Raw genomic sequence first — 26,995 nt, 5'->3', positions numbered from 1 at the left:
CCTTTCCGTTTACGGTGGAGGGGCCGGCACCCGGCAGCCGAAACGACATGCGAGGGGCGCTCATGGAAGCCGTGATCCTGATCCTGGGATTGCTCTTTTTCGCGTTCGTGGCCCTGGGCGTGTATGTGAGCGTCAAGGCCATCGGCGTGGCGAAGCGTGGTGTGGACCGTACGATCACGCAGGCGCGCCGGACCGTCGAGGACACCACGCTGCGGGCCAAGAGCTACGGCCAGACGGGCGTGGGCGGAGAGCTGGCCCAGCTGCGGCTCGCGCTTCGCGCATCCATGCGGGCCACGCAGGAGGCGTTGCAGACGGGAGCCGCCGAGGATGCCTCGCTCTCGGAGTCACTGGGCCTCTTCCAGCGGCTGAGTGTGCACGGGCGGGAGCTGGACGACGACCTGAAGAGACTGGAGCGCGAGCCCGACCCGGCGACGGTCGCGTCGATGCTGCCGGGCCTGAAGCAGCGTACGGAGCGGATCACACACTCCGCGGATTCGCTGCGATGGGCCGCGCGGGACCGGGTGCGACAGTTCGCCGACGACGATCTGGACGCGCTGAATGCGCAGATCGATGTGGAGGCCGGGGCGCTGCGGCACTGGACGGTGGAGCCGGACGAACCGGTCCACGGCCAGGGGCAGCCGCGGGGCGGCAGCCGCGATCAGGGACAGGGACGGGGGTGGGAGACGGGGCAAGACCAGATGCAAGGGCAGACGAGCCGGCCAGGGCAGGAACGAGGGCCGGCCGACGGTACGGCGCAGGCGATCACGGCTCCGGACCCGCAACGACGGACCGAGTACCCGTGGCAGAAGGCAGCTCGGCCCGAAACGACGAACTGAGACGTTCGACGACCGGCGGTGACCTGATGCGGTCCGAAGCGGTCCGGAGCGATCATTCGGTCGGGGTCGGACTGCCGAGCCGAGGACTCGCCAGGTAACCTCCCGCTCATGTCCCGCCATGTCGCGATCGTCACCGATTCCACGGCCTACCTGCCGCCCGAGGCGATGGAGCGGCACGGCATCACCGCGGTGCCGCTGACCGTCGTCCTCGGTGATCAGGCGCTGGAGGACGGCACGGAGACCTCGGCCCGCTCCCTCGCACTGGCGCTCCAGAAGCGTCGCCCCGTGACGACTTCCCGGCCCAGCCCGGAGGTCTTCGCCGCCGCGTACCGGGCGGCGGCCGAGGCCGGAGCCGGCGGCATCGTCTCGCTGCACCTCTCGGCCGAGATCTCGGGCACATACGATGCCGCCCTGCTCGCGGCGAAGGACGCATCGGTTCCGGTGCGGGTGGTGGACACCGGGATGGTCGCCATGGCCCTGGGATTCTGCGCCCTGGCGGCGGCGGAGACGGCGGAGGCGGGCGGGAGCCTGGACGAGGCCGTCGCAGCCGCGGAGAAGCGGGCTGCGGGCACCTCCGCGTACTTCTACGTCGACACGCTGGACTATCTGCGCCGCGGTGGTCGTATCGGTGCCGCGCAGGCGCTGCTGGGATCGGCGCTCGCCGTGAAGCCGCTGCTCCAACTGGACGGCGGCCGTATCGAACTGCTGGAGAAGGTGCGGACGGCCTCGAAGGCCATCGCGCGCCTGGAGGAGATCGTCGCGGAACGCTCGGGCAGCGGTCGGGTGGACATTGCCGTGCATCACCTGGCGGCACCCGAGCGGGCCGAGCGGCTCGCCGAGCGGTTGCGCGAGCGGGTGCCGGGCCTCGTCGATCTGCATGTCAGCGAGGTGGGCGCGGTGATCGGCGCGCACACCGGGCCCGGACTGCTCGGGGCCGTGGTCTCGCCGCGCTGAAGCCGGTTCGCGGCCCTGCTTCTTGGATATCGGCCCTCGGATCTCACTCCTTGGGGTGGCCGAGATATCCACAACTGCTCGGTTGTCCACCGAAATCCGGTCCGCTCAGCGGGTTCGGGCGGAGGTGCCTACCGTCGTGAGGCATGGCTCCCCGATCACATCGTGCAACCAGCGGCAGCGGCCCAGGCCGCGCCCGTAGCGGTCCCGGCCTCGGACCCGGACGACGACGGTCCTCGCGTGGGCGCACGGACGCCGTGGCGGCGGCTTCGCGGCGGCGGGCGGACGCCCTCATGGGAGGCGCGTACGGCGGACGGGTCGCGCGGCCCGCGCTCGGGGTGGCCGTGGCTCCGGCGCCCGTTCCCGCTTCGGTCGCCGCTTCGGTCGCCGCTTCGGTCCCGAATCCCGCTTCGGTCCCGAATCCCGTTCCGGCGTTCGCTCCGGATCCTGCTCCAGTCCCGAGCCCGACACCAAGTCCCGCTCCCGGTAGAGCTACGACCACGGCTACGGCTTCTGTGCCGGCCTCGGCACCGGCTTCTGCGCCGGCCTCGGCACCGGTTTCTGAGTCGGCCTCGGCACCGGTTTCTGCGCCGGCCTCGACACCGGCTTCTGCGTCGGCTCCGGGGCTGCGGGCGAGGGCGGTACCGGCGCTGCGGGAGCGGATTCCGGTGTGGCTTCGGCTCAGATGCGGTTTGGAGCCAAGGACCCTTGCCGCGCTGGCCGTTGTCCTGATCGCGACCGCGGTCTTCGCCGCAGTGCATTTCTGGTCCGCGCGCCCCCACTCCGTACGAGCTCCTGATCCGGTCAACGAAGCTGCGCACGCCGGGACATCGGAGCCGGTGCCGGGGGTGGCGGCAGTGCCCGAGCCGTTACCGGGGCCGCCACCCACGACAGGGCCGGGTGGGCACATCGTCGTCGATGTGAGCGGGAAAGTTCGACTGCCGGGAATCCATCAACTGCCGTCCGGCGCACGGGTCGCCGACGCGATCCGGGCCGCGGGCGGAGCCCGGCCCGGTGTCGACCTCGCCGGGCTCAACCGGGCGCGGGTGCTCATGGACGGGGAGCAGATCGTGGTGGGCGCCCCACCGGGCCCTCCGGTCATAGGCGGGACGGGAGGAGCCGCCACGGGCGGTACCGGCAGCGGCGGCAGCACAACAGGACCGGTCAGCCTCAGTCAGGCGACCGTCGAACAACTCGACTCCCTGCCCGGTGTCGGTCCGGTTCTCGCCCAGCACATCGTCGACTACCGCACTCAGCACGGCGGTTTCCGTTCCGTCGACGAACTCCGCGAAGTCAACGGGGTCGTGTTGACCGAACTAGCTGGTGTGTCTTGACCGGGTGACGCCGAGGACCGTACCGCCCTCGTTAGCGTCCCAGTTCCCTTGGGACCTATGGGAGGGCTTCTTGACCACTGTGATGCGCGACATTCGGTCGCTTCGTGTACGGCAGATCGGCCGTTTGGTCGCGTCCGGCGACGGGCCGGTGCCGTACCGGCTGCTCGATGTCGACGGCAGCGAGGTACGTCCGGTCAGTGACTACTTCCGTGAGCTGACCGCCAGCGACTACAGCCCGCACAGCCTCCGTTCGTACGGGCTGGCTCTGCTGCGGTGGCTCCGCTTCCTCGACGCGATCGACGTGCCGTGGAACAAAGCCACGCGGACGGATGTCACCGACTTCGTGCTGTGGCTGCGCGAGGCGACGAAACCGGGACGGCCGAACAAGAGGGCCGGCCAGACCAACCCGGTGACCACCAAGCGCTACCTGAACACGAAGTACGCGCCCGCCACGATCGACCACAACCTCGCAGTGCTCCGGGAGTTCTACGACCACCATCTGTCCGGGGGGGACGGCCCGCTGGTCAACCCGGTCCCGGCGGTGAAGACCGCCGACGGCAGTCGGGTGAACGCCCACCACAATCCGATGGACACCTTCAGGCGGCACCGTCGGGCACCGCTGCGGCAGCGCCGTCCGCGGCGAACCCCGCGCAACATCCCTGACCGGCTCTTTGACCAGGTCTTCGCCGCCCTGCGCTCCAACCGGGACCGGGCCCTGCTGGCGTTCTTCATCTCCACAGGCGCGAGGGCATCGGAACTGGTCGGCGTCACGAACGAGCGGCTGAACACCGGGCAACAGCTCATCGGAGTCATCCGCAAGGGAACACGGGCTCTGCAATGGCTGCCCGCCTCCACTGACGCCTTCGTCTGGCTCAAGCTCTACCGCCACGAGCTGGCCGCCGATGTCCCGCGCGGGCCCGACGCCCCGCTCTGGGTGACCCTGCGACGCCCGTGGAAGCCACTGACCTACGACGCGGCCCGGATGGTGTTCACCCGCGCCAACGAAACGCTGGGCGCGAACTGGAGCCTTCACGACCTGCGACATGCGGCTGCCCACCGCATGGTCGACGATCCGAAGCTGACCCTGACCGACATCCAATGGGTGCTCGGCCACGCGCAGATCACCACCACACAGATCTATACGGAGCCCCGGGACGAGGACGTCATCGAGCGCATGCGGGCGCACTACGACGCCCCGGCCCGGCCCGGCACGCAGCCGAAGGCCCCGGCCGAGGGATACCGACCCGAAGTCCTGACGACACTCCTCGGAGGGACCGGACCATGGGCGTGATGCGAGCAAACCGAACCGAGATCCCGCCACAGCTTGCAGCGGAACCGGAGGCCGACGGCCGGGGGCGGCCTGCCATCAGGCAGTGGGACATCCCGCCGGCTCGGCTGCGGCCGACGTCCTGGCCGCATTCCCAGCTTGGCCCGGCCGAGCTCTATCAGCGGGTACTCGCGGTCTCCGAGGACTACCACTCCGACCGGAAACAGTTCGCGCGGCTGCGGCGGGCGACACCGAAACTGCTGGAGTGGTTCACGCAGTGGACCGGCGAGACCTGGCAGGACCGATGGCTGTCCAGCGGGCTGGAAGATAAGGACACCGAATGGGTCCAGGACTTCATCGCCTGGCGCAAGGCTCGCGGCGAGTGGGTCTCCTACGACGAGCCCGAGGCCCGATCCGCGATGTGTTGGATGATGCAGGCGCAAGCCTTCCACCCATCGCTGGAATGGATCCTGCGGCAGCGTTTCAACTACGTCTTGTCCCGGGTGCCCGCGACGTTCGACCGTGACGGTCACGTTCGGCTCGTCGCCCATCTCGACGCAACGGGACGGGATGCCCAACGAACCCGGGCCCGGGTGGTCAAGACCCTCGCCCGGATCATGCTGAGCAAAGGCGGGCTGATCAGCGACATCACTGTCGGGGACTGCCTTGAGTACATCGAGGTATACGACCGCGTGCTGCCCGGCAACGGTGGGAAGTACGACCGCGCCTTCTACACGGTGCTCTTCGAGCTGGGGACGTTTGGCGAGCATGTTCCCGATCGCCTGCGCGCGCTCACAGTCAAGGGACAACTCACCGTTGCGGAGATGGTCGATTACTACGACATCAGTTGCAGACCCGTACGCGATCTGCTCGTCGACTACCTGACCGCGCGGTCCGCTGACCTGGACTACTCCTCCTTGCGGCGACAGTCACAGACGCTCTGCCAACTGTTCTGGAAGGACCTGGAGGACCACCACCCCGGGATCAACAGCCTGAAGCTCAACCAGCAGACGGTCACGGCCTGGAAGGAACGACTCCGAACCATCCGCCATAGCCCCGGGAGAGTCGGCAAGGAACGCTTGCAACTCCAGCCGATCCTCCTTATCGTCCGGGCCTTCTACATCGATCTCGCTCAGTGGGCGGCACACGATCCAGCCCGCTGGGGCCCCTGGGTCGCCCCGAACCCCATCCCCTCCTCGGCCACGCAGATCGCCAAGGAACGCAAGCGCACGATCGCGCGCATGCACCAACGCACCCGGACCCGGGCGCCCTTGTTGCCGACCCTGGTCGCGGCCGTCGAGCGCTGGCGCCGGGAGACCAAAGACCTCTTCGACCGCACAGCGGCAGTCGACTTCGGAGAAGGAGTCGACGTCGGCGGCGAACGCTGGCAGCGTCATGCCGGCCGGCAATCCGACCATCGACGGGTCGCCGTAATCCACCCGGAAACCGGCGAGCAACGCGACCTCACCCGCGAAGACGAGCGCTCCTTCTGGGCCTGGGCATCGGTCGAGACCCTGCGGCACACCGGCATGCGCATCGAGGAAGTCCTCGAACTCACCCACTACAGCTTCATCGCCTACACATTGCCCAGCACCGGCGAGGTCGTCCCCATGCTCCAGGTCGCCCCCTCCAAGGCCGACCGCGAGCGCCTGCTACTGGTCTCACCCGAACTCGGCGAGGTACTGACCACGGTGATCCAACGCGTTCGCGAGAGCCACGGATCACTGCCGCTGATCTCCCGCTACGACCAGCACGAAGGACTGCACAGCCCTCGCCTGCCGTTCCTCTTCCAACGGCGTCGCGGTTTTATCCCGACCGCGCTCCCGCCCGCGTTCATCGCAAGCGTCCTGCGCGAAGCCCTGGCACGGGCCGGGCTCACCGACCAGACCGGGGAGGCAATGGACCTCACGCCCCACGACTTCCGGAGAATCTTCGCGACCGACGCTCTGCAAGCCGGCCTGCCGCCGCACATCACGGCGAAGATTCTTGGGCACGAGGACGTGAACACCACCATGGGATACGCGGCGATCTATCCCGAGGACGTCATTTCCCACCACCGGTCCTACATCGCCCGCCGCCGGCAGTTGCGGCCGAGCGAGGAATACCGCGACCTCACACCGGAGGAGTGGGACGAGTTCGTTACCCACTTCGAACTCCGCAAGGTCGCGCTCGGCGTCTGCACCAGGGACTACGGCACTGCTTGCGTCCATGAACACGCGTGTGTTCGCTGCCCTGCCCTTCGGCCGGATCCCGAGCAACAGGACCGGATGGAAGAGATCATCAGCAACCTTCAAGCCCGCCTCGATGAAGCCCACACTCGCGGTTGGCGCGGAGAAGTCGCCGGCCTTGAAGCCACACTCGCCGCAGCACAGGGCAAGCTCAAGACGATGCAGGACCTGGCTCAACGGCACGGCCGAACCAACCTCGGCATGCCGAGGTTCGGGCCTCCAATCGGCCGAAAACTCTGAGCTGAAGTTGTCCCGCCAGCCGCATGCAGCTGGCGGGACAACTGGCGCTAGCTAGTCATGCGCGGGAACGGAGTGATGATTGTCGAGGTCTCCGGCTCTACAGTCGCGCCGAAGGGCACGTTGGCCGCGGAGGCTTCGTCGGCGACAAGAAGCTCCGGCTGCGCGAACTTCTTGGTGGCCTCCAGGACGTCAGGGACGGGAAACTCCCGCCGCTCGATATAGACACGAGCGACTTCCCGATCAATGGGGCTGGGGAGGTCCACCTCCTTGGGCATCTTGAAGTTGGTCTCGCACAGTGCCTGCACGATTCGCCAACCCTCATAGAACACCTGCATGAAGCTGCCGTCGTGAGGCATCGGGCAGATGATCAGGTTCTTCTGCTCATCCTTCTTGATCGCGTCAGAGACTCCCGCCTTGCTCGGCACGATGGCAACCCGCAGGCCCCTGGCCGCTTCGAGATGCGAACGGTTGATCTTGACCGTCGTGCCCACCCAATGGTCGGGCTCGGTGGAACCGAGGAAAAGGTCAGCCTTCCACAGGCCCCTGATGCTCTGGGGTAGTTGCGCGCGGGTGTTGGCTCGCCGGAAGGCAGCGGCAAGCCGGTTCAACTGTGCCTTTAGCTTTACTGGCTGCCCGCGCTCTCCGGACAACACTCTTGATTCGGCGGTAATGAGGTCGATCTCCGTCGAGATCAACTGCTGAGAGCCGCTTTTCTCGATGGCGAACAGGATCGAGGCCGGGTCGCCTTGGTAGATCCTGCAACGGCCGAGAGCGTCGGCCACCCGCTCGACGACGATGGGAACGCTGTTCACGACCGCATCGTGAACGGCGTACTCGAATGCGATCCCGGTGTCCCCGTCTCCCTGGCTCCTGATCTTGCCGAGGAGCTTGAGCGGTATGTCCTCTCGCCGGAGGGTGGTCAGCATGTCTCGGCCGATCGAGTGATAGATCCCCGCGATAATCGGCCGAGTGACCGCCACGAGGGCGCTCACCTCGTCCGCCACGGGGTTGTTCTGCTTCTCGGCGCGAATCTGCACGCATCACTCACTTCTACGCGGGGCTTGGGGCCACTTGGGCAGCCCCGATCCCCCATCGGTTACATACGGCTCATTCAAATCCTAGGAATCGGGTCTGACACCTGGTTCGGATAAATCGGCGATCGCCGGTTCGCCGACCTCCAACCTCTGGTGGTGCCATGAGCCACCCGGACGTCCATGCGGCCTCCGGCCGGCGGCTGGGTGCCTCCGACCCGCGGCAGGAAGGCCCACTCGACCTTCGGCTGGTCCCGCCGGCCTTGGCGGCCTGGGCCGGAGCGGCGCTCGCGCTCGGCGCTCCGGGGCGGTGGACCACGGCGGGCGTGATGCTCTGCGTCGCTGCGGCCATAGTGCTCCTGGCGACGTCCGGAGTGTCGGCGACCCGTGCGATGCGAGGGCTGTCGGCCGGTACCGGGGGAGGGGCGGCGGATGACGAGAGCGCGGTACACAACCCGCGGCGGCCGCACACCACCGCAATTGCAACCGCTGCGGCGCTGCTCTGTGCGGCGGCCGGGGCCGCGTCGGCCGGCTGGCACAGCGCGGACGTACGGCAGGGGCCGGTCCACGAGCTGGCTCAGCGGTTCGCGAGGGTCGACGCGGAGGTGACGGTGACGTCCGACGCCCGGCAGACCGTGCCTCGGGTGCGCGGCGACCACAGCACGCCCGTCTCCCTCCTCGTGGATGCCGAGATCACACGGCTGACCGGGCACGACGGTGCGGTCACCCGGCTGCGTACGCCGGTGCTGCTGATCGTCTCGCCCGGCGGATCGATGGCCCGGTGGCAGGAGTTGCTCCCCTCCACACGGCTGCACGTCGGAGGCCGACTGGCGCCACCGCTGCATGAAGGGGAGCGCAACGCCGGCGTACTCCGGCTGGAGGGCAAGGGCCCGCCGCACGTCACCGGGCCCCCTTCCGCGGTCCAGCGCATGGCGGGCGCTCTGCGTGGTGGTCTGCGGCAGGCGACCGAGCGGCTCGATCCCGATGCGCGGGCGCTTCTGCCCGGCCTGGTGGTCGGTGACACCTCACGGGTCACTCCGGAACTGCACGATGCCTTCCAGGCGGCCGACCTCACCCACCTGATGGCGGTCTCCGGTGCCAACCTGGCGATCCTGCTCGTTCTCCTGATCGGGCCGCCGGGCATGGCAGTGCGTGTCGAACGCCGAGGTCTGGCGCCCCGGTTGGGAATTTCGCTACGGATGACGGCGTTGCTCGGCGGCGGGCTCACGCTCGCCTTCGTCATCGTCTGCCGGCCGGAGCCGAGCGTGCTGCGGTCCGCGGCCTGCGGGCTGATCACCTTGCTCGCCATCGGCACAGGGCGCCGCAGAGCGCTGATCCCCGCGCTGGCCGCCGCGGTGCTTCTGCTGGTTCTGTACGACCCGTGGATGGCACGCAGTTACGGCTTCGTCCTCTCCGTGCTGGCCACCGGTGCCCTGCTCACCGTCGCCCCGAAGTGGAGCGAAGCGCTGCAACGGCGCCGGGTTCCGTCCCGGCTCGCCGAGGCACTGGCCGCAGCCGCCGCGGCGCAGGCCGTGTGTGCGCCGGTCGTCGTGCTGCTCGCCTCCCGGGTCAGTCTGGTGGCGATCCCGTGCAATCTGCTGGCCGAGTTCGCGGTGGCGCCGGCCACGGTCCTCGGGTTCGCCGCGCTCGCCCTGGCGCCGGTGGCCATACCGGTGGCGGAGCTGCTCGCCCGGATCGCGGGGTGGCCGGCCGGGTGGATCGCTTCGGTGGCCCGCACCGGGGCGGCCCTGCCCGGGGCGGAGATCGACTGGCCCGACGGCGGGAAGGGTGCGCTGCTGCTCGCCGCGCTGACGGCAGTGGTGGTGCTGTCCGCCCGTCGTATCGTGCGCCATCCCTGGGTCTGCTCGGCCGCCGCGCTGCTGCTGATCGTCGCGGTGCTGCGCCCGGTTCCGCTCACCCGTGTGCTGACCGGATGGCCGCCGCCTGACTGGGCGTTCGTGATGTGCCGACCATTCCCCATTAAATTAGCGTGTTGATGAGGAACAACTGACAGGTGGGGTAAGTGGGTTGGCGAGTTTACTGGGTACCTGAGCGGCGATTGGTACCCGTGGAACGGGTACCCGTACTCGCGGGTATGGAGGACCTGGCCGACCGTGAGGACCGGCTTGGGATCCATCCGGGAGACCCGATCATGCTGTCGCCGGACTACAGGGTCGACGAGCTGCTGAGCGTGTACCTGTGCCGGTCGGGGTTCGCGAGGCTGGCACCGGAGACCAAACGCAACTACACGGACGACTACTGCTTGTTCTTCGACTTTTTGTGGGGCCGGGGCAAGGTCTGGAATCAGGCCACCGACGACGATCTCGCGGACTTCGAGTACTGGCGGACCCGGGCCGGCGCGAACCCGGGGAAGGTCGGCGGTTCCCGCTGGAACCGCGGGCTGGCCGCGCTCACCCGCCTCTACGAGTGGGCCGAGCGGCGTGAGTACGTCGTACGGAATCCGGTGCTGATGCGCGACTTCATCGGCCGCACCGGCGACGTGATCCGGGTTCCGCAGGCGCGGGCGAAGGACGCGAAGTCCAGTGATGTCCACTGGCTGACGCCTCGGACGTACCGCCTTTGGGTGAGCGTCGGTCTGCGTGGCCACACGGCCTGCGGGGTGCCGGCGGCGGGCTGGGTGGGGCGGCTGGAGGACCGCAATGCGGCCTTCGCGGACCTGCTGTTGTCGTCGGGGATGCGGCTGACGGAGTCGGCGTCGTTGCTGACCATCGAGATGCCGCGCACGCGGCTGGGTGGCGCCCGCTACTACGCGGGCCGCCTGGCGCCGGTGGTGACCAAGTCGAAGCGGGCCCGGACTTTCTACGCCTCGGCGCCGGTGGTGGGCGAGGTCGAGGGCTACATGGAGTCGTCGCGGGCTTTCGCGATCCGGCGGGCCCAGGCCATGGGGCGATACGAGTGTCTGCCGCGGATGCGGCTGGTCACCAAGGTCGCGGGGCTGCGCAAGAGGGTGCTGCACTGGCGGGATCAGGACGGGGTCGAGGGGCGGACACCGGTGTCGGATGCGACCGTGGCCGAGCGGATGACGCTGTTCATAGAGGGCCCGGCGGGGCCGGAGCCGCTGTGGTTGTGGCTGAACGAGTCCGGGCTGCCGTTCCGTCCGGCGTCGTGGGAGAACGTCTTTCGCACCGCGTCGCAGCGATGCGCCGAAGTGCTGCGCGGTGTCGTCGCCGAGCCGCCGTTCTGCACCCCGCACATGGCCAGGCATTCTTGCGCCCTCTACATGCTCGTGGTCCTGCACCACGTCGTCGACCTGCGGATGGGGCTGACACCAGAGGAGAGGCGGGACTTCCGGCTTCTCTACGGAGACCCGTGGCGGATGGTCCAGGACCTTCTGGGACACGCCCAGTTGGAGACGACGCGGGATATCTACCTCGCGCCGGTGTCGGACCTTCAGCTGCGCTCGCTGATGGCGGAACCCGAGCCGGTGGAGGGCGGCGGCGAGGGGTGGTCCGAGGACCGGGTCACCTCACTGCTGGCCCGGATCGCCGAGGAGAGCGAGGGCATCCAGGACATCGACGCCAAGCTCGTGCCGCCGTCGGTGTCGGCATGAGCGGCCGGGGCAGCAAGGCCACCTTGCCAACAACGCCCTTCCGCCGTCCCGCCGTACTCGGAGAGGACCCGAGCGACGTGGTGGTACGCCACACCACCAAGCAGGGCGCCACACGCGCCTACGACTTCGGGCAGCTCCCGATGGCTCCGGCAATGCAGCGCTCACTGGCGGTGCTCTTCGCGGCGAAGTGCACCGACGGCTCCTGGACGTCGCTGAAGACGAGCATGGGTACCTGGCGGCACCTGCACACTCTGGGCAAGTTCTGGTCAGAGCAGGAGATTCCGCCAGCGGATGTCCCGGATCTGACGGCCGGAATGTGGTCGGCCTGGCGGCTGAGCCGCAGAACCAAGACGGAGAACGGCTACAACCAGGTCATGGTCACGCAGCTGCTGCTGCGGGGCAACAGCCGCCTGCCGCTGGAGGTCAGGGCGGTGATGGCCCGGCGCCTTCCGGAACCGAAAGTGCAGGAGATAGCCTTCGAGCCGGACGAGTTCCGAGCGATCAAGGCCGCGGCCCGGCGGACCTTCCGGTCCGCGCTGCTGCGGATCAGGGAGAACACCGGGCACCTGAACGCCTGGCGCAACGGCGACTTCGCACGGGGCAGCCGGGAGTGGGCGGTCGGTGAGGCCCTGGACCTGCTGGCGCGGACTGGTGACCTGCCCCGGCGAACGAGCGCGAACGGCAGGACACGGTCGGTCGTTCCCCACTACGCAAAGGTGCTGGGCGGCGGGACTCCGGATCACACCTGGAAGCGGCTGTTTCTGGCACGGCTGGAGGCGGCCGCGCTCGGGGTGCTGCTGGTCACGGAGTTCGGGTTCAACGGTGCCACCATGTCCGAGATGCCGGTCCCGCGGGCCGTCCCTGACTCCGGAGAGAAGAGCGGGGTGAGGGTCTATCGGCTGGAGTTGGAGAAGCGACGGCGTCACGCCGGGCACCACTTCGAGTCGCGCAACATCACTGACCACGGCGCCGACTCGGCCGGACGGCTGATCTCGGACGCGCTGGAGGCAACGGCCCTGGCCCGCGCTTACGTCGCGGGCCGGACCCCCGCCGTCGACCGGCTGCTGGTCTGGCGGAGCAAGGGCAACAAGAGCTGGGCGGCGGCCAACGCGGTCGGCGAGCTGATCCGCGTCGGTCCGTTCGGGCTCGGCGCCGACACCCATGCGGTCGCCCTCTGGGCGCAAGAGCGGGGCCTGCCGGGCAAGGTGCTGCGGCGGGGCCGCAAGACCGTGAACGTGGTGCACCGCCGCGAGCCCGGCCAGAACACCCAGGACACCCACGACCGTGTCTACGTGCTGCCCGAGCCCCAGGCCCGGCAGGCCGCCGTCGAGGTCATCGTCGACGGCGTCAACGACGCTGTCGAGGCTGCCCGCCGGTCCATGCTGCGGGCCCAGCTCGCCGACACACCGCAGTCAGGCGACCAGGAGACGGCGACGGCGTCGTGCTCGGACTTCGAGCACAGCCCGTTCACGCCGCCCGGCGCGGGCTGCGGGGCATCGTTCCTGCTCTGCACCGCCTGCCCGAACGCCCGGATCGCCCCGGTCCACTACCCCCGGCTCGTCCATCTGCACGCCGCCCTGGAAAACCTCCGCAGCGTCCTGGACCCGCCCACCTGGAACACGGACTGGTACGACGCTCATGCCCGGCTGGAGGACCTGCGGCAGCGGCTCGGCACCGAGGTCTGGAACCAGGCACAGCAGCACGTCAGCGCCCTGGACCGGCAGATCATCGACAGCCTTCTGAACGGACATTTCGACTCGTGAGCACGCTGACCGCCGAGCTTCCCCTGACCGTCCCGGTCACCGACACACCCGTGATCCCCACGGGCCTGTTCGTCGATGGCTACACCGGCCCGGTCTCCTCCTACGGCGATGACGCCTGGTCACTGGACCCGATCAACGCCAACCCGAGTACGGAACGGGCCCGCGTCCTCTGGAAGCCGTTTCCGGCCTCAATGCGGGAGGAGTGCCGTTACCTGGCCTGGCTGATGATCAACATCGCGTTGCCAGACATCTTCCTGGAGGGGCGTGCGCCTTCGATGCGGACGCGGCAGTCCTCGGCCACGACCTACCGCAGCGTTTTGCAGTGGAGACGGTTCGCGATCTGGTTGAGCAAGCGCGGCGTCACCAGCATGACAGCCTGCACAGGTGAGGACTTTCGCGAGTACGCCGCCTCCTTGAGCCGCAAGCCGAAGGCCAACCGCAACACTGTCAGCGCCGAACTGGTCGGGCTCACGCGGTTGTGGATGTTCGACCGGATCAGCCCGGTCCCGCTGCACCTTCCCGAACCGCCCTGGGAACGCGACGGCATCGACGACTTCCTGCCCGCTGCGTCGGCCGGCGGCGAGAACATCACCGAGGCGATCAGCACGGAGACGATGGGACCGTTGCTGATCTGGGCTCTGAGGACGGTCGACGACTTCGGCGGGGACATCCTGGCGGCCTGGTCCGAGAACCGGCGGCTGACCCAAGTCGCGAAGACGGCCCCGCGCACCAAGCAGGGCCTGGCCCGGCTGAACACCTACCTCGCCGAGTTGGCCGAGCACGGACACCCCATGCCGACGATCAACGTCAACGGGCGGCGGCTGGCCGCGTCCCTCTACATCGCCGGCCTCACCGGCTCGGCCCTGGAACAGGTCACCACGGCCACGAGCAAGCGCCGGCGGTGGAAGGAGTATCTGGCCGCCCACCCGGGCCGCTGCCCGCTGCCCTCACCGGTCAACGGCACGGTCGGCGGGACGGGTTGGACGCCAGGCATCGACTTCGATGAGGCGCCCCTACTCATGCGACACCTCGGCACGGCCTGCTTCATCGTCCTGACCTACCTGACCGGAATGCGGCCCGGCGAAGTCCTCGGCCTGCGGTCCGGCTGCTGCCCCGACCCGGACGAACCCGGCCAGCGGCACGTGATCCACGGATACGTCTACAAGACGGCCGTGGACGAGGACGGCAACCACCTCTCCACCGGCGAACTGCGAGACGTGCCCTGGGTCGCCATCACTCCGGTCGTCTCTGCTATCCGCGTGCTGGAGCAGATCGTCCCCGGTGGAGAACTTCTCTTCGGCAGTCAGTTCCACCAGTTCGGCGGCTTCGGCCAGGGGACCAAGGTTGCTCTTCGCACCGAAACCCTGCGCGAGCGAGTGGAGAACTTCGTGGAGTGGGTCACTCAGCTGGCCCTCCGTCTGGAGCGTCCGCACGAGGTGATCCCGCGGGACCCGCACGGCGCGATCGGGACGGGCCGGTTCCGCCGCACCCTGGCCTGGCACATCGCCCGCCGACCGGGAGGACTGGTTGCCCTGGCGATTCAGTACGGCCACATGCGAACCGCCGTCAGCGCCGGCTATGCCTCCCGCAGCCGCGACGGCATCCACGACCTGCTCGACATCGAGACCGCCAGGGCGACCGCCGACACCCTTGCGACCCTCGCCGCGGACCGGGCCGCCGGGGGTGGGATCTCCGGGCCGGCCGCACGGCGGGCCATCTTCGCCGCTGGCCAGGCACCGGTCTTCGAGGGGATCGTCTTCACCGCCCGCCAGGCCCGCAAGCTACTGACGAACTCCACCCTGGCCGTTCACGACAACCCGCACGCCTTCCTGACCTGCGTCTATAACCCGGACAAGGCCCTTTGTCGACTCCGAGCGAGCCAGACGACGCCCAGCCTCGATCGCTGCGTGTCGACCTGCGCGAACATTGCCCGCACCGACCAGCACGTCACCGAGCTTGTCCTCAAGGCCAACGAACTCGACAAGCAGGGCGTCGGTGAACTCGTCCCGGAGCCCCTGGCCGAACGGCTCCGGAGCCATGCCGCCGGGCTGCGACACCTCGCGGAGAAGCACTACCGCGAACGGCTCACCATCTCGGAGGCGCCTGCATGAGCCCCGCACCTGACGAACGCGACCGCATCCGCGCGGCCATGGACCGCATCCTCGGAGGAACCCCGCAGCGGTCGAACGGGGCTCTGACCATCGTCGCTCTCGCCACCGAGGCCGACGTCCCCCGCAATGCCCTCACCCAGCGGCACCTCGACCTCAAGAACGAGTTCTACGAAAAGGTCCGAGCCCGCGGCGAGATGCCCGACAGCGAGAAGCGTCTCCGGCGGCAGCTGGTGAAGGCCAAGGAACTCCGGGCCCAGGCACTGAAGGAGATCGGACAGCTCAAGGCCGACAACGAGGCACTGGTCGGCGCCCTGCACCAGGTGGTGATGGAGAACCGACAGCTCCGGCTTCAACTGGCCGAGCGACCGAGCAACGTCCATGTCCTTCCGACCCAGCCCCGACCATTCGTCCGTTGAGGAAGAACCTCAACGGACGAATGGGGTGATGCCCAGAACTCAAGCCGAGACGCGCTGCGCGAGCGCCGGATCCTGCCCGTCGTCTTGCGTAAGGGCTGCCCGAACATCAAGGGTCTGGGAAAACTCCGCTAAGCCGTGGAGCAGACCTTCGCCCTGCTCCACCACTTCAACGCCTCGCAGTCCGATGAGAACGCCGCACCAGCTTCCACAACGCCTTCAGCACTCGCCTGCAGCCTCATCTGCTACCGACGTCTCAAGAAGACCCGCTCATTGATCGTGTTACGAGCTCTAAGAGAACCATTTGTCCTTTTCGGCAATGCGCAGTACCGGCTTGGGTTTCCGTGACGTGGACCGAAGTGTCTGCTCGGCTGCGATGATAAAACTGTCTGGGGCTGCATCTGGATTCTTCAGTGCCTGTTCAGCTACGCCCCGAAGGGCGCGCTTCTCGGTAATCAATGAAGGAACAGGGAAGCTGTGATTAAAGAAGATTTCATGGCGGTAGAACTTTTTCGTGATGGACAAGAGTTCCGTATCGCTGATGATTCCTTGAATGCGACGGTCCCAGGCGTACGCGAGGATGGACTGCACCAACAGGGGAGAAATTTCATTTCCGGTCTTTTTGGAAAAAACTCGATCCTTCGCTGCCCCTGCAGGAAATCGATGGAAGAATAGGGTCAACATGCGTGATCCCATACCCGCCCTTCTGAGCCAGCTGGCGGTAACTTGAACCTCTTCGCCGGCGCGCTTAGATACGCGGATTGCTGCGAGGTTGGCAAGGTCTGCGAGGCGCATAAACGACGGTTCTGGAAGGGAGTCAACTACCGATTCGATGCTTTCCCAGAGTGCGCGCAGAGTATCTACATCAGCCCAGCAGTAAGCTGCTGCTAGCAGTCGCTCCTTTTCCGAATCTGTACTTGCTGCCTGCAGTTGACTGTTCCACCAATCGACGTTTTTGCCGCGGCGTCTAGCATTGCGGATTCGATCAACAAGCGAGTGCTCGTCTGAGAAGAATTCATCAGCACCGGTTCCTCGATCATGCTGCGAGGGCACTGACGCCGAGATCAGGCCGATCAGAAAAGTTGACCAGTTAATTCCGAATGCCGCATCGACTTCCCGGACAATGTATCGCCAGCTAGCAAGACCCTCCGTGAGTGATTCATCTCCCTCATAGAGAGGGCGGGCGATATCCGTAAGCAAGGCAAGCGGCTTGGACCGACTCTCTTCTAGAGGAATACCCATGTGCTGGAACATGAAGTGGCCTGCGCCTTCCATGGCCCGGTATGACCAAATGGTTGGCAGCGTACACAAGAGTGCCCGACCGAGAGCGCCAGGCCCATTCTCCATGTCGAATTGATCAGGCCCGTTTAGCTTAGCCAGGATCAGATCGCGATGGCGCGACACAGGCACGATATTTTCGTTAGGCCCCCCAGCAGTAAATAGCCGCAGCAGCATATGCGCGCTCTTCTCTCCGTGGAGCGATCTCAGGTGGCGTGACGGTGCACTGAAGTCAGCCCATTTTGCAAGACGCAGTAGTTTGAGCCGCTCAGCCTCATCTCCAGATCTATAGCGGTCCAGCCACTCCGACTGCAACTCCGCTCTTTCTTCTGTTTGCTTCCCGAGAAGGAATGCGACAGCGCGAGTATGTTCGGTCGGCAAGCTGCAGTCGAAGAATTCTGCCCGCCTCTGTTCTGTAAGATATGCGGACCCAGTTGTCGGCGAGAGGCTCACATCGAAATATGACGTCGCAGACCAAGGAGAGCGCCGATGCTCACTGTTTGCCAGATAGGCAGATCGGATTCCGTAGGAATTGAAAACCTTGTCAATCACCTTTTCCGTGGCTACCTTAGACTGGGAGAAGACCCAGTCTTGCAGAAGAGAAAGGGCCAATGAGCGAGGATAGGTTGATCCTGCCATCTCTGGTGCATCACATAGGGCGCAAACCCTCTCCGCGAGATCTAGCAATTCCCCGACCGTAAAGCAGCCCGCGAAGAACCGGGTTACATTCATCCAATAAGGGTTGCGTGCAATACCCTCAAAGCGATCAGGTTTCGTTCCACGGCCGACGCTAGTCGCAGGGACATAGGGTGCCGTGTCGTACAGGTAGCGTGCGGCGAAATATTCACGCAGCGGTTGTACTTCGAATTCATAGGTCCCTTCTACGCGAGAAACTAGAGCAACCACCCGCTCGACCATGCCTGTCAGCAGGTCATCCAGCACGTCCGGCGGTTCTTTATGGGCGTTCAAATAGTCTGTGACAACCCGCTTTAGTTCATCGAAGTTGATACGTCCTGTGGTGCGATTGCTCTCCGCTCTGGCGTGCATGTAATATGCCAGATGCTGATGCAAGCTGATCAGAAGCATTCGGTTCTTGCGAACTACTTGACTTTTTTCAACTTCCCGGTTGAAAAACGAGGCAATGTAAGCGTCATATAGTTCAGTCCGTTTATCAGGGAGGCTCGACCCTCGGTGGTAGATGAGACTCAGTAAAATGGAGAGCTGCATGGTGTTCTTCGCAAGCTCAGCCATGTGCGGTGCAGACATTTTTTGTTTCAGCACGTGACTGATTTCAATGATGTCTGATCTGTTCAGTTTTCTGGCAGTGCCCCACTTATCTGCATACTCAAGGGCCAAATCCTGCGGAATCGGCGCCAAGGATAGATAGTGGAATTTAGTGCGCGGGAATGACGGGGCTCCAGTTACCGCGGTTGGCCGGCTTGTGATCAGAACCTTCAAGTTTGAATTAACTTGTCGCAAGCGTGTGATGGCGGAGCTGACTTCTTCAACGACCCGATGCCGGTCCTCCAGATCTGCGACCTCGTCCAACGCGTCGAGGATCAACAATACTGGACGTTCGCGTGCCATGAATGCGACATCGGATACGTCAAACACAAGGCCCCCAGAATACCTCTCGATGTGGCCGGCAAGAGCACCTTCGAGAGTTTTGGGTTTATCGTGCTGTGAGCCTCCTGTTCCAGACCACGGGTCTTGCCCTTTCATCCATGATGCAAGGTCGCGCAACTCAATCTTGAACGGAATTAGGATTGCGCTCTCGGTGTAGCGCTGTGGTAGCTGCCGCAGTTCGTCCTCTCGGCTGAGGATGCGCAACCTGTGAATTTGCGCCAGGTACTGAGAGAGTGTTGATTTGCCCTGACCGGGGGCGCCCTCCAACACGATGGCGGGGCAGTTCTCCATGAATTGCTCGTCCATGAGCAATTCGGCAGCTCCGCTAAAAGCTTTCGAGGATTCCAGCATGTAAATGAGTTCTCGGTGATGCATGCCCTCGGGGAAGTGAAGCGATGGTGCCATCGCAGTCATTCGTTCAAAGCGCGCCTGGGCTGCGGTATCACTCCCGTCTCTTGCCTCCCTCATCCTTCGCTGAAGGTGATTTATATACTGCAGTGCAAGATGATCAGACTCCGACTTGCTTGCAGTGTTTGGGATTGCTGCCGGAACGTCGATGAAAAGATTAAGCAAGGAACTTGGGAGAAGCTCGGCCTGTTTGAATCGAATAGTCGCCTCGATCTCTGCTTGGTGGGCGAAATAGGCGGTCAGCGCCATGTGTCGACGTTCGGAGTCCTGACGCGATCCGAGGTTCTCCCATAGAAGGCGAAGCATGTCGACGCCGGATAGCAGTGTCGGGTATCGAAGCTTCAGGTCAAATTGACCGTCAAGTCGCCTATCTAGGTCATCGCGCCACCAGCAGTAAGCGTCAATAGGGACATCGTCTGCGAGATACGCATCGACTTTGTCAATTGTGCCACTGTCGAGACTGGCCGTTGGTGGGACATTAGTAATGATGATATACCGTGTTGCGCCTCGCTCGACCAGTCTGTCGATTTTCTCCTTTTCGCCCTTAAGGGCGTCAATAATCCACTTGCTGGGGTTCTTGATGGCGCTGGGATTGCGCGTGAATTTGACTTGGAAGACCGTTTCGAGGCGACCGCCCGCGCGGGAAGTGGCGTCCCGCCCCCCGTCGGCCATTCCAATAGGGAAGCATTGAATGTTGTCATACTCGGTAGTCAAAAGTGATTGGCAAAGCATCTGAAATCGCTGATCCAGCAGCGATTCATAGTTGTAGTCCACTGATCCTCCGAAACTTACTCTTCTTGGCGGGCGAGGTCATGGCTGGAGCAATTTCAACGGTGGGCGGGTGGTGGCAACGCGCTACTGTCGGGTGGATGGGTGGTCGGGCTCCGTTGGGCTAGGTCGTCCTCAGGCGCGTGCCCGCTGCTACTGCGGCTGCTACTCCAACCCGTCCTGTGCTCGTTGGTCAGCAGTACAGCAGAGAAGTGCGACAGCCAAGGTGGCTATTCGGAACTTCCGCGGGGCCCCTGCTCCGCCGAGCCATAGCCCGCCTTGCGCTAGCGGTCGGGCGAACACCTGGCATCGATCACGTGTTCGGGCCTGGAAGGCTGGGCCGCAGGTTGTGCCTGATTACCTCTCGTGCGATCGGTCGCGGTCTGTATGCGTCCCTGGGTCGTCGTCGAAGGGCGGCGGACGTCGCCCGAGAACGACTGACGACAACCGTGCCGGTTTGTCCAGCGCCCCTCCTGCTTAGAGCTCGTAATGGTGTGAGTACTCGGCTGTGGATCATGGACGACGACTTGTGGGCGCTGATCGAGCCGTTGCTGCCGCCCTGGCCGGACCGGCTCTGCCTCCAGGGCATTCCTGTTCGTCCTCCGCAACGACATAGCCTGGCAACTCCTGCCTCTGGAGCTGGGGTTCGCTCGGGTCAGACGTGCTGGCGCCGCCTGGACCGATGGCAGAAGACAGGTGTCGGCGTACAAGTGAACGTGGGCTCTGGCAAGACTCTCGTAGCCGGGGATCATGCTTCGCCCTACTAGCCACAGATCTTTTCAACAAGCGGAACTTGACAGAGAAGACGTCGGTCAGGGCGACTCCCTGGTGCTGGCCGCGGGGGAGGGCAGGGGCGTGGTCGTCGACGCCGGCCCCGACCCGCGGCTCGTCGACCGGTGTCTGCGCGACCTGGGCGTCACCGAGGTGCCGCTTTTGCTCCTCACACATTTCCACGCGGACCATGTGCGGGGGTTGCCCGGTGTGCTGCGGGGCAGAGCGGTCGGGGCGATCCAGACGACGAGCCTGGACGAACCTCCGGACCAGGTCGCGTTCGTACGGAGAACGGCCGCCGCGACGGGCGTCCCCCTGATGCGGGCGGTCCCCGGTGAACGCCGCCGGATCGGGCCCCTCGACTGGCGAGTCCTGTGGCCGGCGGGCGGCACGGGGGCGGGCGGCGTACCGGTGCTCCGGGGAGCCGCATCGGGACGCGTGCCGCAGGAGCCGAATGATGCCAGCGTCACCCTCTACGTCCGGACCGGCGGGCTGACCCTGTTGCTCCTGGGCGACCTCGAACCCCCGGCCCAGCAAGGGCTGTTGCGCAGGTATCCCGCGCTGCCGCCGGTGGACGTTCTCAAGGTCGCCCATCACGGCTCCGCCCATCAGGACCCCGCTCTGCTGCACAGCGTGCGCCCGAGACTCGCCCTGGTGAGCGTGGGCAGGGACAACCCGTACGGTCACCCGGCCCCGCGCACCGTCGACGCGCTCCGAGCCGGCGGCGCGGTGGTGCTGCGCACGGACACGGACGGCGCGATCGCCGTGACGGGTGCCGGGACGGGGCTGAGCGCGGTGGGCAGCTCATGAGCCCGAGCCCTACCTCGCCGGCCGGACGCCCCCGCCCGGCGGCTTCCGCCCGGCGGCTTCCGCCCGGCGGGGCGCACAAGCCGAGTGGCCAATTCGGACCATCGGTAACACCTCTACCCAAGCCCCTGCGAGCTGCTCTGTTTGCCTCGAACGCCACATTGGTGATCGAATGAATGCTCGTCGGTGGGCCGCTGCTCCGACGAGAACGTCCAGCCGTCAGGGCCCAAGGTGAATCGCCCCCAAGGGTAGGTAGAAGATGTTCGGCCGTTGGCTGGGAAGCAAGAGAACGACGGATTCCGCGCGCGGCAACGCCCTCGCCGGCTTCGAGGTGCCACGCACCGCGGGAGTGCTCAGTTGCCGGGTCCTCGATCCCGTCAACGAGATCGTGCCGCAGGCCGAGTTCGTCGTCACGGACAGCGCGGGCCGGAAGGTCGTCGGCGGTGAGACGGACCCGTACGGCAGCGTCCTCGCCACCGTCCCGGCCGGTGAGTACCGACTGGCCGTCACGGCCGAGGGCTTCACCCCGTTCCACGGCGCGGCCACGGTCGTCGAGGGCGGTCACGCGAGCCTCGGTGATGTGACGCTGCAACTGTCCGCGCCCCCGCAGCTGCCCGCTCCGGGCGAGTGGGAGGTCGAGCCGATGCACTCACAGATCGGCTTCACGGCCCGGCACATCGGTATGGCGCGCATTCATGGCCGGTTCAACACCTTCGCCGGTGCTGTCCGGATCGCCGACCGTATGGAGAACTCTGCCATGCACGTGATCATCGATGCCGCGTCGATCGACACCAATGTCCAGATGCGCGACGACCATCTGCGTTCCAGCGACTTCCTCGACGTGGGCCGCTACCCGACGCTGGAGTTCTACAGCGACCGCTTCGTCCACCGCGGCGGCACCCGCTGGGGCGTGACCGGCGCGCTCACACTGCACGGCGTCAGCCGTACGGTCACGCTGGACACCCAGTACCTCGGCCTGGGCAACGGCCTGGAGGGCGAGACCCGCGCCGCCTGCCGGGCCACCACGGAACTGCACCGCGAGGACTTCACTCTCACCTGGCAGACCATGCTGGCCCGAGGCATCGCAGCCGTCGGCTCCAGCATCGCCATCGACATGGACATCCAGATCGTCCCCAAGAGCTGAGCCGGCAGGCGCCCGGGCGCCCCACTAGGGTGCTTCGAGCCATCCGTCGTACTCCGCGGCAAACGCGTCGAGCGCCGCGGAGTCCAGCCGCCCCGACGGGTCCTCCACGACCACCAGCCACTGGGCGTCCTCGGCGTCGTCCTCGCCGGCCAGCGCGTCGCGTACGAGCTGGGGCTCCTCGATGACCCCGAAGCGGTCGCCGAGCTCACCGGCCACCTCCTCCGCAGCATCGCGGTCGGGCAGCACCAGCACATGTCTCACATCGCTCACCTGCTCATTCTCCCGTACCGGGTACACCGCGCGGTCCGGTCTGCTCCGCCCCGCCGAGCCAGTGGCGTCGGGCGCCTAACGGCCGTTCATGTGCATGAGGCTCTCGGGATATCGGCTACCGGCGACCACCGACGGCGGCAGCGCCGTGTCCAGGCGCCGCAGGTCGTCCGAGCCGAGCGTGAGTTCCGTCGCTGCGAGGTTCTCCTCCAGCGTCGCCCTGCGCTTCGTGCCGGGGATCGGCGCGATGTCGTCGCCCTGGTGCAGCAGCCAGGCGAGCGATATCTGCGCCGGGGTCGCGCCGCACTCAATCACGCCGGACAGCGGGGCTGCCCCGGTGTCCGCACGAGGCAAGTGGGGAGTCCGCCGGCTGTCAGTGGCACGTGGGATGCTGGACGGCGATGGCCACCAGAAGGAATTCCACCGACGATCCGCTCGCCCCCCTCACGCTCGCCGTGGGCCAGGAGGACCTGCTCCTCGACCGCGCCGTGCAACAGGTGGTGGCGGCGGCCCGCGCCTCCGACCCCGACACGGACGTCCGCGATCTCGCCTCGGACCAGCTCCAGCCCGGCACCCTCGCCGAGCTGACGAGCCCGTCGCTCTTCGCCGAGCGCAAGGTGGTGATCGTGCGCAATGCGCAGGACCTCTCCGCCGACACGATCAAGGACGTCAAGGCGTACCTCGGCGATCCGGTCGAGGAGATCACCCTCGTTCTGCTGCACGCGGGCGGCGCCAAGGGCAAGGGGCTGCTGGACGCGGCGCGCAAGGCCGGGGCGCGGGAGGTCGCCTGTCCGAAGACGACCAAACCGGCCGAGCGGCTCTCGTTCGTGCGGTCGGAGTTCCGGGCGCTGGGGCGCTCGGCGACCCCTGAGGCGTGTCAGGCGCTGGTCGACTCCATCGGCAGCGATCTGCGGGAGCTGGCGAGCGCTGTCTCGCAGCTCGTCGCGGATGTCGAGGGCACGATCGACGAGGCGGTCGTCGCCCGTTACTACACGGGCCGCGCCGAGGCATCGAGCTTCACCGTCGCCGACCGCGCAGTGGAGGGAAGGGCCGCAGAAGCGCTTGAGGCGCTGCGCTGGTCCCTGTCGACCGGAGTGGCGCCCGTGCTGATCACCAGCGCGCTGGCGCAGGGCGTACGGGCGATCGGCAAGCTGTCCTCGGCCCGCGGAGGACGCCCCGCGGACCTCGCCCGTGAGCTGGGCATGCCGCCGTGGAAGATCGACCGGGTGCGCCAGCAGATGCGCGGGTGGACGCCGGACGGCGTGGCCGTGGCGCTGCGGGCGGTCGCGGATGCGGACGCGGGGGTCAAGGGAGGCGGCGACGACCCGGAGTACGCGTTGGAGAAGGCCGTGGTCGCGGTGGCGCGGGCGGCGCGGTCCGGACGGTAGGAAAGCGGTGGCCGGATCGCGATAAGCGGTAGGAAAGCGGTGGCCGGACCGCAAAAAGACATAGCGCGTGCTGGGCGGCCCGAGCAGGGCGTACACCGAAGGCCCCGGCCTCGCTCTGGGGAGAGCGGAGGCCGGGGCCCTCGGATCACACTCGGTGCGCCGCACCCGCGTGGCGAACGCAGGTTCGGTGTGCGGCGCGGGGGCCGGTCAGGGGCGGGAGAGAGGGCCCGCTGGTCCGTTCCGGCGGTTACATCAGAGAGCTCAGCCCTGGAGGGAGGCAACCTTGGAGGCCAGCGCCGACTTCTTGTTGGCGGCGGCGTTCTTGTGGATGACACCCTTCGAGACGGCCTTGTCGAGCGCGCGGGAGGCGTCGCGAGCGGCCGTGGTGGCCTTCTCGACGTCACCGGCGGCGGCAGCCTCACGGGCCTTGCGGATAGCGGTCTTGAGCGAGGACTTGACGGCCTTGTTGCGCAGGCGCGCCTTCTCGTTCGTCTTGTTCCGCTTGATCTGGGACTTGATGTTCGCCACGAAAGAGCCTTTTCAGGTTCGTTGGATCTTCGATGTGCGCCGCACGGCCCGAGAGGGTCGCGAGGCACAGCTGTCAACGGTACCAGCCCCGCTCCGACCGGCCCAAACCGGTCTCCGCCCCGCAACCATGGGACGATGGAGGCTACGTATCGATCCGACCGAACCGACATCGACCCGAGACACGGCGTTCGGCGTCTCAAGAATCAGGACCCTGCGTGCCCGCGACTCCTACCCACGTGCCCGAGCCGAGCCGTACCGACCCGGCGCTGATCCGCAACTTCTGCATCATCGCGCACATCGACCACGGCAAGTCGACCCTTGCCGACCGGATGCTTCAGCTGACGGGCGTGGTCGACCAGCGGCAGATGCGCGCTCAGTACCTCGACCGGATGGACATCGAGCGCGAGCGCGGCATCACCATCAAGTCCCAGGCGGTACGTCTGCCCTGGGCGCCCGAAACGGGTGAGGACCAGGGCCGCACCCATGTCCTCAACATGATCGACACCCCGGGCCACGTGGACTTCACCTACGAGGTCTCCCGTTCGCTCGCCGCCTGCGAGGGCACGGTCCTGCTGGTCGACGCCGCGCAGGGCATCGAGGCCCAGACGCTGGCCAACCTCTACCTGGCGATGGAGAACGACCTCACCATCGTCCCGGTCCTCAACAAGATCGACCTGCCGGCCGCGCAGCCGGAGAAGTTCTCCGAGGAACTGGCCAACCTCATCGGCTGCCAGCCGGAGGAGGTGCTCAAGGTCTCGGCGAAGACCGGCCTCGGTGTGGAAGCGCTGCTCGACCGCGTGGTCAGGGACGTCCCGGCCCCGGTCGGCAAGGAAGACGCCCCCGCCCGCGCGATGATCTTCGACTCGGTCTACGACTCGTACCGCGGTGTCGTCACGTACGTCCGTGTCGTCGACGGCCAGCTCAACAAGCGCGAGCGCATCAGGATGATGTCCACCGGCGCCACCCACGAGCTGCTGGAGATCGGGGTCTCCTCCCCGGAGATGACCCCGGCCGACGGCCTCGGTGTGGGCGAGGTGGGCTACATCATCACCGGTGTGAAGGATGTCCGGCAGTCCAAGGTCGGTGACACGATCACCTCCCTGAGCAAGGGCGCGACCGAGGCGCTGGGCGGCTACAAGGAACCCAAGCCGATGGTGTTCTCGGGGCTGTACCCGCTGGACGGCTCGGACTACCCGGACCTGCGCGAGGCGCTCGACAAGCTCCAGCTCAACGACGCCGCCCTGGTGTACGAGCCGGAGACCTCCGCCGCGCTCGGCTTCGGCTTCCGTGTCGGCTTCCTCGGCCTGCTCCACCTCGATGTGATCCGCGAGCGGCTGGAGCGCGAGTTCGGTCTCGAACTCATCGCCACCGCCCCCAACGTGGTCTACCGCGTCGAGATGGAGGACGGCACCGAGCACACCGTCACCAACCCGAGCGAATTCCCCGAGGGCAAGATCGACAAGGTGCACGAGCCCGTCGTGCGCGCCACGGTCCTGGCCCCCAGCGAGTTCATCGGCGCGATCATGGAGCTCTGCCAGAACCGGCGCGGCACCCTCCTCGGCATGGACTACCTCTCCGAGGACCGGGTCGAGATCCGCTACACCCTGCCGCTCGCCGAGATCGTCTTCGACTTCTTCGACCAGCTGAAGTCCAAGACCCGGGGCTACGCCTCCCTCGACTACGAGCCCACCGGCGAGCAGTCCGCCCAGCTCGTCAAGGTCGACATCCTGCTGCACGGCGACAAGGTCGACGCGTTCTCCGCGGTCACGCACAAGGACAAGGCGTACGCGTACGGCGTGCGGCTCGTCGCCAAGCTGCGCGAGATGATCCCGCGGCAGAACTTCGAGGTGCCGATCCAGGCCGCCATCGGCTCCCGGGTCATCGCCCGTGAGACGGTCCGCGCCATCCGCAAGGACGTCCTCGCCAAGTGCTACGGCGGTGACATCTCCCGTAAGCGGAAGCTGCTGGAGAAGCAGAAGGAAGGCAAGAAGCGGATGAAGATGGTCGGCAATGTGGAGGTGCCGCAGGAGGCCTTCATCGCCGTACTGTCGACGGACGAGTCGGGCGGGGAGGGCAAGGGCAAGAAGTAGCCCCCGCCGCGAGGCCGAGGGCCGGCTCCCGGCTCCGGCCTGCACCCCGGCTCCCGGCTCCGGCTCCGGTTCCGGAGCGGGTCTGCAGCCCGGCTCCGTCCCGCCCCTACTCGGTGGTAGCCCAACGGGCCCCTGTGTCGCAGCGCGCTGCGACACAGGGGCCCGTTTGTTATGA

Annotated in this window: 17 protein-coding genes and 3 pseudogenes; 15 read left to right on the top strand and 5 right to left on the bottom strand. The window is 66.6% G+C overall.

Going from position 1 to position 26,995, the window contains the following annotated elements:
* Nucleotides 1-62 precede the first annotated feature (62 nt).
* The 5 genes from ACFVV1_RS19880 (at nucleotide 63) to ACFVV1_RS19860 (ending at nucleotide 6,856) form a co-directional block, all read left to right on the top strand.
* Nucleotides 63-836 (top strand): hypothetical protein, encoded by a 774-nt coding sequence (locus ACFVV1_RS19880; RefSeq protein WP_389990927.1) that lies wholly within the window; start codon nucleotides 63-65, stop codon nucleotides 834-836.
* 108 nt (nucleotides 837-944) lie between these two features.
* Nucleotides 945-1,790: a DegV family protein gene (locus tag ACFVV1_RS19875; protein ID WP_389990660.1), complete on the top strand. Its 846-nt coding sequence runs from the start codon at nucleotides 945-947 to the stop codon at nucleotides 1,788-1,790.
* Nucleotides 1,791-2,707: 917 nt separating this feature from the next.
* Nucleotides 2,708-3,121, top strand: a complete 414-nt coding sequence (locus ACFVV1_RS19870) for a helix-hairpin-helix domain-containing protein (protein WP_389990658.1) — start codon at nucleotides 2,708-2,710, stop codon at nucleotides 3,119-3,121.
* Between the two features lie 79 nt (nucleotides 3,122-3,200).
* Nucleotides 3,201-4,412 carry a tyrosine-type recombinase/integrase gene (locus tag ACFVV1_RS19865; protein WP_389990924.1) on the top strand — a complete coding sequence of 404 codons (1,212 nt, stop codon included), beginning with the start codon at nucleotides 3,201-3,203 and terminating at the stop codon, nucleotides 4,410-4,412.
* Nucleotides 4,412-6,856 carry a tyrosine-type recombinase/integrase gene (locus ACFVV1_RS19860; RefSeq protein ID WP_389990656.1) on the top strand — a complete coding sequence of 815 codons (2,445 nt, stop codon included), beginning with the start codon at nucleotides 4,412-4,414 and terminating at the stop codon, nucleotides 6,854-6,856. Before ACFVV1_RS19865 ends, ACFVV1_RS19860 begins: the two co-directional genes overlap by 1 nt.
* Before the next feature lie 47 nt (nucleotides 6,857-6,903).
* Here the strand turns inward: ACFVV1_RS19860 and ACFVV1_RS19855 are convergent, their stop codons facing one another.
* Complete coding sequence (locus tag ACFVV1_RS19855; protein WP_389990654.1) at nucleotides 6,904-7,893, bottom strand: hypothetical protein; 990 nt, start codon at nucleotides 7,891-7,893, stop codon at nucleotides 6,904-6,906.
* A gap of 158 nt (nucleotides 7,894-8,051) precedes the next feature.
* Between ACFVV1_RS19855 and ACFVV1_RS19850 the strand changes: the two are divergent.
* The 5 genes and pseudogenes from ACFVV1_RS19850 to ACFVV1_RS19830 all read left to right on the top strand — a co-directional run.
* Nucleotides 8,052-9,854 (top strand): annotated as a pseudogene (locus ACFVV1_RS19850) (ComEC/Rec2 family competence protein); the annotation flags it as partial.
* Nucleotides 9,855-9,955: 101 nt separating this feature from the next.
* A complete protein-coding gene (locus tag ACFVV1_RS19845; RefSeq protein ID WP_389990652.1) occupies nucleotides 9,956-11,458 on the top strand; it encodes a site-specific integrase in 1,503 nt (500 codons plus the stop codon).
* A gap of 23 nt (nucleotides 11,459-11,481) precedes the next feature.
* Nucleotides 11,482-13,221, top strand: coding sequence for a hypothetical protein (locus ACFVV1_RS19840; RefSeq protein WP_389990650.1), 1,740 nt, complete (start codon nucleotides 11,482-11,484; stop codon nucleotides 13,219-13,221).
* Nucleotides 13,218-15,332, top strand: coding sequence for an integrase (locus ACFVV1_RS19835; protein WP_389990648.1), 2,115 nt, complete (start codon nucleotides 13,218-13,220; stop codon nucleotides 15,330-15,332). Before ACFVV1_RS19840 ends, ACFVV1_RS19835 begins: the two co-directional genes overlap by 4 nt.
* Nucleotides 15,329-15,748 (top strand): hypothetical protein, encoded by a 420-nt coding sequence (locus ACFVV1_RS19830; RefSeq protein ID WP_389990646.1) that lies wholly within the window; start codon nucleotides 15,329-15,331, stop codon nucleotides 15,746-15,748. The genes ACFVV1_RS19835 and ACFVV1_RS19830 overlap by 4 nt, the downstream gene beginning before the upstream one ends.
* Nucleotides 15,749-16,036: 288 nt before the next feature.
* Here the strand turns inward: ACFVV1_RS19830 and ACFVV1_RS19825 are convergent, their stop codons facing one another.
* Nucleotides 16,037-19,831 (bottom strand): NACHT domain-containing protein, encoded by a 3,795-nt coding sequence (locus tag ACFVV1_RS19825; RefSeq protein WP_389990644.1) that lies wholly within the window; start codon nucleotides 19,829-19,831, stop codon nucleotides 16,037-16,039.
* 509 nt (nucleotides 19,832-20,340) lie between these two features.
* Here ACFVV1_RS19825 and ACFVV1_RS19820 point away from each other — a divergent pair.
* The 3 genes and pseudogenes from ACFVV1_RS19820 to ACFVV1_RS19810 all read left to right on the top strand — a co-directional run.
* Nucleotides 20,341-20,526 (top strand): annotated as a pseudogene (locus ACFVV1_RS19820) (transposase); the annotation flags it as partial.
* 103 nt (nucleotides 20,527-20,629) lie between these two features.
* Nucleotides 20,630-21,406, top strand: a pseudogene (locus ACFVV1_RS19815) (ComEC/Rec2 family competence protein); the annotation flags it as partial.
* Between the two features lie 256 nt (nucleotides 21,407-21,662).
* Nucleotides 21,663-22,547: a YceI family protein gene (locus tag ACFVV1_RS19810; RefSeq protein WP_389990642.1), complete on the top strand. Its 885-nt coding sequence runs from the start codon at nucleotides 21,663-21,665 to the stop codon at nucleotides 22,545-22,547.
* 24 nt (nucleotides 22,548-22,571) lie between these two features.
* Here ACFVV1_RS19810 and ACFVV1_RS19805 read toward each other — a convergent pair whose 3' ends face one another.
* Nucleotides 22,572-22,817, bottom strand: a complete 246-nt coding sequence (locus ACFVV1_RS19805) for a hypothetical protein (protein ID WP_389990640.1) — start codon at nucleotides 22,815-22,817, stop codon at nucleotides 22,572-22,574.
* 75 nt (nucleotides 22,818-22,892) lie between these two features.
* A complete protein-coding gene (locus tag ACFVV1_RS19800; RefSeq protein WP_389990638.1) occupies nucleotides 22,893-23,129 on the bottom strand; it encodes an aldo/keto reductase in 237 nt (78 codons plus the stop codon).
* Between the two features lie 86 nt (nucleotides 23,130-23,215).
* On the opposite strand from ACFVV1_RS19800, the gene holA reads away from it, so the two are divergent.
* Nucleotides 23,216-24,202, top strand: a complete 987-nt coding sequence (gene holA, locus ACFVV1_RS19795) for a DNA polymerase III subunit delta (protein ID WP_389990636.1) — start codon at nucleotides 23,216-23,218, stop codon at nucleotides 24,200-24,202.
* 261 nt (nucleotides 24,203-24,463) lie between these two features.
* Here the strand turns inward: holA and rpsT are convergent, their stop codons facing one another.
* On the bottom strand, nucleotides 24,464-24,730 hold the full coding sequence (gene rpsT / locus ACFVV1_RS19790) for a 30S ribosomal protein S20 (protein ID WP_124717766.1): 267 nt from the start codon (nucleotides 24,728-24,730) through the stop codon (nucleotides 24,464-24,466).
* A gap of 215 nt (nucleotides 24,731-24,945) precedes the next feature.
* Here rpsT and lepA point away from each other — a divergent pair, with 215 nt between their 5' ends.
* Nucleotides 24,946-26,820, top strand: coding sequence for a translation elongation factor 4 (lepA, locus tag ACFVV1_RS19785; RefSeq protein ID WP_389990633.1), 1,875 nt, complete (start codon nucleotides 24,946-24,948; stop codon nucleotides 26,818-26,820).
* The last annotated feature ends 175 nt before the right edge of the window (nucleotides 26,821-26,995 follow it).

Origin of the sequence: Streptomyces sp. NPDC058092 (genome assembly GCF_042884935.1) — a bacterium.
GTDB lineage: Bacteria > Actinomycetota > Actinomycetes > Streptomycetales > Streptomycetaceae > Streptomyces.
The sequence above is the reverse complement of the archived record's forward strand: the minus strand, read 5'-3'. Positions and strand labels throughout refer to the sequence as shown.